The sequence below is a fragment of the Serratia sp. CY55921 genome (assembly GCF_052167655.1).
Lineage (GTDB): Bacteria > Pseudomonadota > Gammaproteobacteria > Enterobacterales > Enterobacteriaceae > Serratia > Serratia ureilytica.
On sequence record NZ_JBJNMU010000001.1, the window covers coordinates 1,609,975 to 1,618,805 of the forward strand.

The following is an 8,831-nucleotide window of genomic DNA, read 5'->3' on the forward strand; positions in this document are numbered from 1 at the left end:
CCGCCGCAACAATAAGTTCGTGCCGCGCCACCGGCGATTTTCGCCGTCTATTTGCGCAGTTCTGCGCCGCACGGCGCATCCGCCTCGCCACAGGCGTATTAGACGCTGGGTTTACCCTCAATTTTATGGCATGATCCGCGGCATTCGTTGTCATCGTTGTTACAGCCACGCCCGATCGTTACCGTTCGCGGCCGCCGCCGTTACCCTGGCGATACGCACAACCTTATACAGTAAGCCATGTACCGTTCACCGCGTTTACAGGAGTCATCGTGGCGAAGAATTATTATGACATCACGCTGGCCATGGCGGGTATCAGCCAGTCGGCGCGTTTGGTTCAGCAATTGGCCCATGAAGGGCAATGCGACCGCGAAGCGTTTCACACCTCGCTGAAAAGCCTGCTGCAGATGGACCCACCCTCTACGCTGGCGGTGTTCGGCGGCGAGGAGCGCAATTTGATGGTCGGCCTCGAAACCCTGATGGGCGTGCTTAACGCCAACAACAAAGGGCCGGGCGCGGAACTGACCCGCTACACCATCAGCCTGATGGTGCTGGAGCGCAAGCTCAACGCCAACAAACAGGCGATGAACACGCTCGGCGAACGCCTCGGCCAACTCGAGCGCCAGCTGGCGCACTTCGATCTTGAGTCGGACACCATCATCAGCGCGCTGGCCGGCATTTATGTCGACGTGGTCAGCCCGCTCGGGCCGCGCATCCAGGTGACCGGCTCACCGGCGATCTTGCAGAACCCGCAGGTGCAGGCCAAAGTTCGCGCCACGCTGCTGGCCGGCATTCGCGCCGCCGTGCTGTGGCAACAGGTCGGCGGTAGCCGCCTGCAGTTAATGTTTTCCCGTAATCGTCTGTTCAAGCAGGCGCAAAATATCGTTGCTCATTGTTAATCGATCCCAGGAGTTGCTACCGATGGAATTATCCTCACTGACCGCCGTTTCCCCCGTTGATGGACGCTACGGTGATAAAGTCAGCGCACTGCGCCCCATTTTCAGCGAATACGGTCTGCTGAAATTCCGCGTACAGGTTGAAGTACGTTGGCTGCAAAAACTGGCCGCCTGCGCAGAAATCAAGGAAGTTCCCGCTTTTGACGCCAACGCAAACGCTTTCCTCGACAAAATCGTCGCTGAATTCAACGAAGAAGACGCTCAGCGCATCAAAACCATCGAGCGCACCACCAACCACGACGTGAAAGCGGTCGAGTATTTCCTGAAGGAAAAAGTGGCGGCGGTGCCTGCGCTGCACGCGGTGTCCGAGTTCATCCACTTCGCCTGCACCTCCGAAGACATTAACAACCTGTCGCACGCGCTGATGCTGCAAAGCGCTCGTCAGGACGTGGTGCTGCCTTACTGGCGTAAAATCATCGATGCGCTGAAAGGGCTGGCGCTGGAATACCGCGATATCCCGCTGCTGTCGCGCACCCACGGCCAGCCGGCTACGCCGTCGACCGTCGGCAAAGAGTTCGCCAACGTGGCTTACCGCATGGAGCGCCAGTACCGCCAGCTGGAGCGCGTGGAGATCATGGGTAAAATCAACGGCGCGGTCGGCAACTACAACGCCCACATCGTCGCCTACCCGGAAGTGGACTGGCATCAGTTCAGCGAAGCGTTCGTGACCTCGCTCGGCATCACCTGGAACCCGTACACCACCCAGATCGAACCACACGACTACATCGCCGAGCTGTTCGACTGCGTAGCGCGTTTCAACACCATTCTGATCGACTTCGACCGCGACATCTGGGGCTACATCGCCCTGAACCACTTCAAGCAGAAGACCATCGCCGGGGAAATCGGCTCCTCCACCATGCCGCACAAGGTCAACCCGATCGACTTCGAAAACTCCGAAGGCAACCTGGGCCTGGCCAACGCCGTGCTGGGCCACCTGGCGGGCAAACTGCCGGTGTCCCGCTGGCAGCGCGACCTGACCGACTCCACCGTGCTGCGTAACCTGGGCGTGGGCCTGGGCTATGCGCTGATCGCCTATCAGGCCACCCTGAAGGGCATCAGCAAGCTGGAAGTGAACCAGGCGCACCTGCTGGACGAACTGGATCACAACTGGGAAGTGCTGGCCGAACCGATCCAGACCGTGATGCGCCGTTACGGCATCGAGAAGCCTTACGAGAAGCTGAAAGAGCTGACCCGCGGCAAGCGCGTGGACGCCGCCGGCATGCAGGCGTTCATCGACGGTCTGGCGCTGCCGGAAGAAGAGAAAACCCGTCTGAAGGCGATGACCCCGGCCAACTACATCGGCCGCGCCACCACCCTGGTCGACGAGCTGAAGTAAGCGCGTTAGCCCGATAAGATAAAAAGGCGGCCCTGGGGCCTAATGCCAGTCAGTTAAGCCTGACTGGCATTTTTTTATCCATCCTCTGGGCGTTCTGTGCAGGGGAATTGCCGTAAAAACCTCGCATTTCTCTGATGCCGTAGCGAACGGCAATTGGAGGGGCCGAAGGCGCGGCCCCTCCACCCGCGCCCTTGCTTAACACCGTCTGTCCGCTGTGCGGATGCCCTCGCCGCGTCTGCATTGTCGGGCGGGTCGGCTGCGACAAACATCCCTGTTAGTCTTGCCTCAACCGGCCTTCCCTGGCCGGTTGCCCCTGACAATGCCGTCTTGCTCGGCAGCCGGTGATGCGCGCCTAAGGTCAACACCCGAGCTGGCAGCTACCGGGCAACCTGTCCCTTATGAGGTTAGGGTAGAGGCGTTGGAGATGAGCGCGGTGTTGAGCGCCCTTGAAGGCGTCGAACGCAGTCGCGATGCATAGGCGAAACCGCCATGGATGGCGGTTTCAGGCGAGACAGGCAGGGACGCCTGTCGTAGCCGGCCGTGATGCGGCGCGATGAAGTGAGAGTCGTTGGCGCAGCCAACCGTCTGATAGGGCAAAGGCGCGGGTTGCCAGGGGCCGCGCCTTCGGCCCCTGGCTCGGTCGAGGTGCTGGAGCCTCATGATGCACCTCACCTTTATCGACCGAAAACTGCACAAATACGTTCAGAAAAACGCTAACTGACAAGCATTAGGCCCTGGGGCCGCCTTTTTGCTTATTATTCGCCGCGCAACACCTGCAGCCGGGCTATCTGCCGCCCCTGCGCATCGAAGTTCTCGGCACTCAGCCAACGCGCCAGCGCCTGCCGCACCGTCGGCCAACGGTCAGCGGTGATGGCGAACCAGTCGGTATCCCGGCTGCGCCCCTTGACGATCACCGCAAAGCGGAAGTTGCCCTCGTAACGGAAACCAAAGCGCAGCGCGGCCTGGCGCGACGGCGCGTTGTGGCTGTCGCACTTCCATTCGCAGCGGCGGTAGCCCAGCGTATCAAAGGCGTAGCGCAGCAGCAGCGCGATGGCTTCGGTGGCGCTGGAGCGCTGTTTCATCAACGGCGACCAGCTGACGTGGCCGATCTCCAGCACGCCGTTGGCCTCGTCGATGCGCATCAGCGCCACCGTCCCCACCGGCGCGTCACTGGCGGCGTCGAACACCGTCAGATTGACCAGCCCCGGGTTGGCCTGCAGCGTCTCGAGATGCTGCAGCATCGCCGCCGGCGTATCGGGCCGTTCGATAGACAGATAGGTCCAGTCGCGGCCGTCCGGCGCCAGCTGGAAAGCATCGTACAGCGCGGCGTAATCCCGCTGCGGCTCGAGCGGCGCCAGTGAACAGAAACGCCCGCCGAGCGTTGCGCCGCCCGGGCGGCGAGCCGGCTGCCAATCCGGCATCGGTTCGCCAATCGGCTGACCATAACGATTCATTGCCATACGCGCCTCCTGCGGTTAACGGGTATAAACGATAAACGAGCTTCTTCTGCCGATTTTGTCGTACAGCGAACGCGCCGGCGCGTTGTACTCCTGAGTCATCCAATAGACCCGATCGCTGCCGCGCGCCTCCGCCAGCCGATACGCCTGTTCGAACAGTTTTTCCGACACTTTATGGCCGCGCGCCTGCGGCGACACATAAAGATCTTCGATATAACAATAGCCCACCGCGCTCCAGGTGGACGGATGGAATACCAGGTTCATCAGCCCCAGCAGCCGGCCGTCGGCATCCTCCGCCACCAGCCCGTACACCTGTTCATCCTGCCCCAACCGTTCGAAGGTGCGATCGGTCACCTGCGGCGCCACGTCGGCGCGGTAGAAGTCGAGATAGCCCTGCCACAACGCCAGCCATTGCGCTCTGTCGTCGCCATTGATTCTGCGGATAGTCACTTCACGATTTGATGGGTTCATAGCGCCTCACGGGGTTAAGATATTATTTCCATTAGGGAAATAACCGAATAGCGGCAGGATACACCGCGCAGCGACGGTGTAATACGGACCAATTCAAAACGCCGAGCAGACCAATTTTAACCGCCGTTTTCCCGCGGCAGCGCGTTGAACACCTGCGCCAGCGTGGCGATAAAGCGCACGATCTCGTCCGGCGCATAGGCCGAGAAACCGAGCACCAGCGCCCCGCGCTGCGGCGCGCCGGTGTAGAAATCCGCCAGGCCGTACAATCGTATTCCCCGCTCGGCCGCCGCCGTCACCAGCCGCCGCTCCGTCGCCGCATCCGCCAGCGGGCAAACCAGCTGCAGGCCACCCTGCGGCAAGGCCGGGCGCGTCCAGGGCGCGAGATGGCGATGTACCGCGTCGTACAGGACGTCCAGCCTCGCCTTGTACAGCGTGCGCATATTGCGCAGATGCTCGGCGTAGCCGCCCTCGTGCAGGCAGTGGAACAGCGTCATCTGCGCCAGTGCCGACGTGTAGCCGTCCTGAAACTGCCTGGCGGCGACCAATGGCCGCACCAGCTGCGGCGGCGCGATCATGAAACCGATGCGCAGCCCCGGAAACAGCGTCTTGCTGAAGGTGCCGATGTACAGCGTGCGTCCGCCGCTGTCCAGCCCCTGCAGCGCCGCCTTGGTTTGTCGATCGTAGTTGAACTCGGCGTCGTAATCGTCTTCGATGATCCAGGCCCGCCGGCGCTGGGCCCACTGCAACAGCGCCAGGCGCCGCTCGAGGCTCAGCGAGTATCCCAGCGGGTAATGATGGGAAGGCGTGATGTAAACGCCCCGCCCGCCCCCCGAAGCCTGCATCAGTTGCCCGACGTCCAGCCCCTGCTCATCGATGCCGATCGGCCGCGCCTGCAGCCCCGCCGACTGCACCAGTTTTTTCGCCCCCTGGTAACCCGGCTCTTCGACGAATACCGCATCGCCGGGATCGAACAGCACCTGCGTGCACAGCGCCAGCGCCTGCTGAGAGCTGGTGACCACGATCACCTGCTCCGCCGTCGCCTTGACGCCCCGCTCCCGCTGCAAATAGTGCGCGATCTCCGCACGCAGCTCCGGCAAGCCCTGCGGATCGGCATACCCCAACAGCCGCTCGCCGTGCCGCCGCAGCGCCTGCTTTTCCCACTGCAGCCACGAATCGATGGGAAACGCCCGCAGATCCGCCAGCGAGGGCGTCAGCGACGCCTGACGGCTGGTGTGCGGCGTATGGCTGACCGCCAGCAACGCCCGGCCGCGATCGCTTAGCTCGCGTTCCGCCAGCCGCGCCTCCTGGCCCGCCTGCGTCGCCAGCAGTTCACGGCCGAGCAACGTATCGCAGCGATAGCGAACATAGCTGCCTCGCCCCACCGCCCGGCTGATGTATCCCTCCGCCTCCAGCCGCGCGTAGGTCTGCTCCACCGTATCGCGCGCCACTCCCAGCCGGGGCGCCAATGCGCGGCTTGGCGGCAGCTTCGCCCGCCACGGCAGTTCCCCGGCGGTGATGAGCCGCAACAGGGCCTGATGCAGCGCCGAACGTCGGGTCAACCCCTGCTGACGCTGCTGGGTGAAGGCCGCCAGGATTGCCGCGTCGTCCGCGCAGGATGGGTGGTCACTCATGGGCTGTCTGTTTCTCCAAACTCGGGGCGATTGCACACTACTCTACCTTATTTCATCCCCTCGGCGGCGGCAGTTGCGCTGCCCGGCGAAATCCCCTTAAATAAGCCATTGCATTGAGGCTACAGGATTTCCGTCGGCTATGAGCAAGGAGACCAACCAGCGTCTGCTGGAAAAACTGCTGCAGGATCTGGCCAGCGCGGGCGCGATGCCGCTGTATCTGCGCTTTAACGCCTCGGTGCGCCAGGCCATCGAGCAAGGATTGCTGAGCGCGGGGGATTTCCTGCCCAGCGAGCGTCTGTTTACCGAACGGCTCGGCATCTCGCGCATCACGGTGCGCAAAGCGCTGGCCTGTCTCGAGCAAGACGGCATCATCGGCCGTTCACGCGGTTACGGCACTTTCATCCAGGCACAACGGCCCGCGCCGAAGCTGCGCTATTCATTAGCGGACGTCAAAGGGTTCTCGCGCGAGGTGATGCAACAAGGGCGCCGGCCGGACACGCAATGGCTCAGCCGCGAACGGGTGCCGGCCAGCGCCGAACTGGCGGAAAAGCTCCAGCTGGCGACCGGAACGCCGATCTATCAACTCAAACGCATTCACTTTCTCGATCGGCAGCCGATGTCGGTGGCGGTGTCCTACGTGGTGGTGGCGGCGATTGCCAACGTCAACGAGATTGGCATCTCGCTCTATGACTACTTCCGCCGAAATAACGTGGAGATGGGATCGCTGCGCAGCCAGGTCAGCGCGGCCATGGCCGATGACGACATCCGCCGGGCGCTGCAATTATCAGAACCGATGCCGCTGCTGATCGTGCGCCAGACGCTGTTCGACCACCGCAAGAAGCCTATCGAATACAGCGAAAGCTTCTGCCGCAGCGACATGTACGAATTTACCAGCGAAAGCTGATCCGTTACGCCTCGCCCTGCCGACGGCGGCGAAAACGCACGAACGCCTGGGCATACGCCTCGACGTCCAGTGGATTCACCCGCTGCAACTGCGCCAGCAGCGCAGGATCCATCGCTTCGGCGCCGTGCAGCGCGCCGCAGACAGCGGTGGCCATCGCGCCGATGGTGTCGGTATCGCCCCCCAGGTTGGCGCACAGCACGGCGCAACGGGTAGGATCGGTTTGCGCCAGCTGCACCATCGCCAACGCCGCCGGCACCGACTCGATGGTGCTCACCCCGGCGCCAATCAGTTGATATATCCGCTCGGATGCCTGTTCGGGATCGGCCGCCTCATCCACCACCTGAAACGCCAACTCGATGCGCGCCGCCAGCGAAGGGCTGAACGTCGTCACCTGACGGCGCTGGGCATACTCCGCCACGCCCGGCAACGCCAGGCGAATCGAGGCCCAGTCCGCCCCCTCCACCGCACGCGAAACCGCCCAGGCGATCGCCACGGCACCGGCGACGGCGATGTCGGATTTGTGCGTCGGGCTGGAGGCCAGCCACACCTGCTGACAGAACCCCTCCAGCGGCGCAGACGGCAGCACGCAACCCAAAGGCGAAATGCGCATCGCCGCGCCGTTGGTGATGCCGTTGTTTTCCAACGCGGCGATCGGCGTGCCCGCTTTCTGCTCGCTCAACGCCAGTTTGGAACTGGGGCCGAGAATGTTCTTGTTGAAGGCGTCAAAACTGTCCACCCAGCGGATCACGTTGCGGGCGATCAGTTCTGGCACCACCTCGCCTTCCGCTTCCAGCAGCGCATCGGCCAGCGCCAACGCCATCGAGGTATCGTCGGTATATTGCCCGGCCTTGAAGTAACAGGCGGCTGAGTTCTCCGCCGGCCCATCGAGGAAGCCGTCTATCCAGCCGAAGTGGCGCTTAACCCGCTCGCGCGGCCACAGCTCGGAAGGCATGCCGAGCGCGTCGCCCAGCATCTGTCCGTAAAATACGCCCGCTATGCGTTCTGCCTGGGTTAATTGCTTCATCCATCGCTCCTGAGAAAATATGCCGATACCTCAATAATACCTTATTAGTACCTTTAAAGCTTATCAAGCGCTCCGGTTCACACTTTCCTTTCGCGGCAATGCCCGACGCGTTTAAGTTGCGTTTAACGTTGCCCCGCCGCTGTTTATCCGACGTTTATCAGAGCTTGTCGATAATGTCGGCGAACAAATTGATAACGCTTATTTTAATACATTGCTTCGGCTCTCTTGCGGGCCGGGCGGGTTATACCTACCATAACCTCAGCATTTTTTGCCAAAATGGTTCAGGTGGCCGCGTTATCCCCTGACACGCCGCAGAGCGTGTTCCCTTTTATCGCGTGGGTGACAGGACATTCACCCGCACAGTCACAGGAGTTCGCCATGCGAGTACTGGTTGTTGAAGATAATGGTTTGCTGCGCCACCACCTTTCCGTTCAGATGCGCGAGATGGGCCATCAGGTCGATGCGGCTGAAGACGCCAAGGAAGCCGATTATTTCCTGCAGGAGCATGCGCCGGATATCGCCATCGTCGATCTCGGCCTGCCGGGCGAAGACGGCCTGAGCCTGATCCGCCGTTGGCGCGCGCACCAGACCAAGCTGCCGATCCTGGTGCTGACCGCCCGCGAAAGCTGGCAGGACAAAGTGGCGGTGCTGGAAGCCGGCGCCGACGACTATGTCACCAAGCCGTTCCACCTGGAAGAAGTGATCGCCCGCATGCAGGCGCTGATGCGCCGCAACAGCGGCCTGGCATCGCAGGTGATCGTGCTGCCGCCGTTCCAGATCGATCTGTCGCGCCGCGAACTGAGCGTCAACGATCAACAGATCAAGTTGACCGCCTTTGAATACACCATCATCGAGACCCTGATCCGCAACGCCGGCAAGGTGGTGAGCAAGGATTCGTTGATGCTGCAGCTTTACCCGGACGCCGAACTGCGCGAAAGCCACACCATCGACGTGCTGATGGGCCGCTTGCGCAAGAAGGTGCAGGCGGAATACCCGCATGAAGTGATCACCACGGTACGTGGCCAGGGCTATCGTTTTGACGCGAAGTGAACATG

General features: G+C 62.1%; 8 protein-coding genes. 4 read left to right on the forward strand and 4 right to left on the reverse strand.

All coding sequences use genetic code 11. The annotated features are described in order from the left end of the window. Positions 1-269: 269 nt before the first annotated feature. The gene (gene hflD, locus ACJ8M3_RS07680) at positions 270-896 is read left to right on the forward strand and encodes a high frequency lysogenization protein HflD (RefSeq protein WP_033642780.1); all 627 of its coding nucleotides are present in this window, start codon (positions 270-272) and stop codon (positions 894-896) included. A gap of 22 nt (positions 897-918) precedes the next feature. Next, positions 919-2,289 (forward strand): adenylosuccinate lyase, encoded by a 1,371-nt coding sequence (purB, locus tag ACJ8M3_RS07685; protein ID WP_089196954.1) that lies wholly within the window; start codon positions 919-921, stop codon positions 2,287-2,289. A gap of 755 nt (positions 2,290-3,044) precedes the next feature. On the opposite strand, the gene ACJ8M3_RS07690 is transcribed toward purB, so the two are convergent. From ACJ8M3_RS07690 to pdxR, 3 genes are all read right to left on the reverse strand, one after another. Continuing rightward, entirely contained in the window at positions 3,045-3,749 is a 705-nt protein-coding gene (locus ACJ8M3_RS07690; protein WP_046899339.1) for a GNAT family N-acetyltransferase, read from the reverse strand. A 15-nt stretch (positions 3,750-3,764) separates the two neighbouring features. Continuing rightward, entirely contained in the window at positions 3,765-4,217 is a 453-nt protein-coding gene (locus tag ACJ8M3_RS07695) for a GNAT family N-acetyltransferase (RefSeq protein ID WP_033652064.1), read from the reverse strand. A gap of 116 nt (positions 4,218-4,333) precedes the next feature. After that, positions 4,334-5,848 carry a MocR-like pyridoxine biosynthesis transcription factor PdxR gene (pdxR, locus tag ACJ8M3_RS07700; protein WP_069100058.1) on the reverse strand — a complete coding sequence of 505 codons (1,515 nt, stop codon included), beginning with the start codon at positions 5,846-5,848 and terminating at the stop codon, positions 4,334-4,336. A gap of 139 nt (positions 5,849-5,987) precedes the next feature. Here pdxR and ACJ8M3_RS07705 point away from each other — a divergent pair, with 139 nt between their 5' ends. Continuing rightward, the gene (locus ACJ8M3_RS07705; RefSeq protein ID WP_442514639.1) at positions 5,988-6,752 is read left to right on the forward strand and encodes a GntR family transcriptional regulator; all 765 of its coding nucleotides are present in this window, start codon (positions 5,988-5,990) and stop codon (positions 6,750-6,752) included. 4 nt (positions 6,753-6,756) lie between these two features. Here the strand turns inward: ACJ8M3_RS07705 and ACJ8M3_RS07710 are convergent, their stop codons facing one another. Next, positions 6,757-7,776, reverse strand: coding sequence for an ADP-ribosylglycohydrolase family protein (locus ACJ8M3_RS07710; RefSeq protein ID WP_060659640.1), 1,020 nt, complete (start codon positions 7,774-7,776; stop codon positions 6,757-6,759). 378 nt (positions 7,777-8,154) lie between these two features. Between ACJ8M3_RS07710 and phoP the strand changes: the two genes are divergently transcribed. Then, the gene (phoP, locus tag ACJ8M3_RS07715) at positions 8,155-8,826 is read left to right on the forward strand and encodes a two-component system response regulator PhoP (protein ID WP_004941169.1); all 672 of its coding nucleotides are present in this window, start codon (positions 8,155-8,157) and stop codon (positions 8,824-8,826) included. Positions 8,827-8,831 lie beyond the last annotated feature (5 nt).

Excerpts from the sequence above, each read along its gene's own strand:
- ACJ8M3_RS07690 (WP_046899339.1), bottom strand. The coding sequence starts at position 3,749 with ATGGCAATGAATCGTTATGGTCAGCCGATTGGCGAACCGATGCCGGAT.
- phoP (WP_004941169.1), top strand. The coding sequence starts at position 8,155 with ATGCGAGTACTGGTTGTTGAAGATAATGGTTTGCTGCGCCACCACCTT.
- ACJ8M3_RS07705 (WP_442514639.1), top strand. The coding sequence starts at position 5,988 with ATGAGCAAGGAGACCAACCAGCGTCTGCTGGAAAAACTGCTGCAGGAT.
- ACJ8M3_RS07710 (WP_060659640.1), bottom strand. The coding sequence starts at position 7,776 with ATGAAGCAATTAACCCAGGCAGAACGCATAGCGGGCGTATTTTACGGA.
- purB (WP_089196954.1), top strand. The coding sequence starts at position 919 with ATGGAATTATCCTCACTGACCGCCGTTTCCCCCGTTGATGGACGCTAC.
- pdxR (WP_069100058.1), bottom strand. The coding sequence starts at position 5,848 with ATGAGTGACCACCCATCCTGCGCGGACGACGCGGCAATCCTGGCGGCC.
- ACJ8M3_RS07695 (WP_033652064.1), bottom strand. The coding sequence starts at position 4,217 with ATGAACCCATCAAATCGTGAAGTGACTATCCGCAGAATCAATGGCGAC.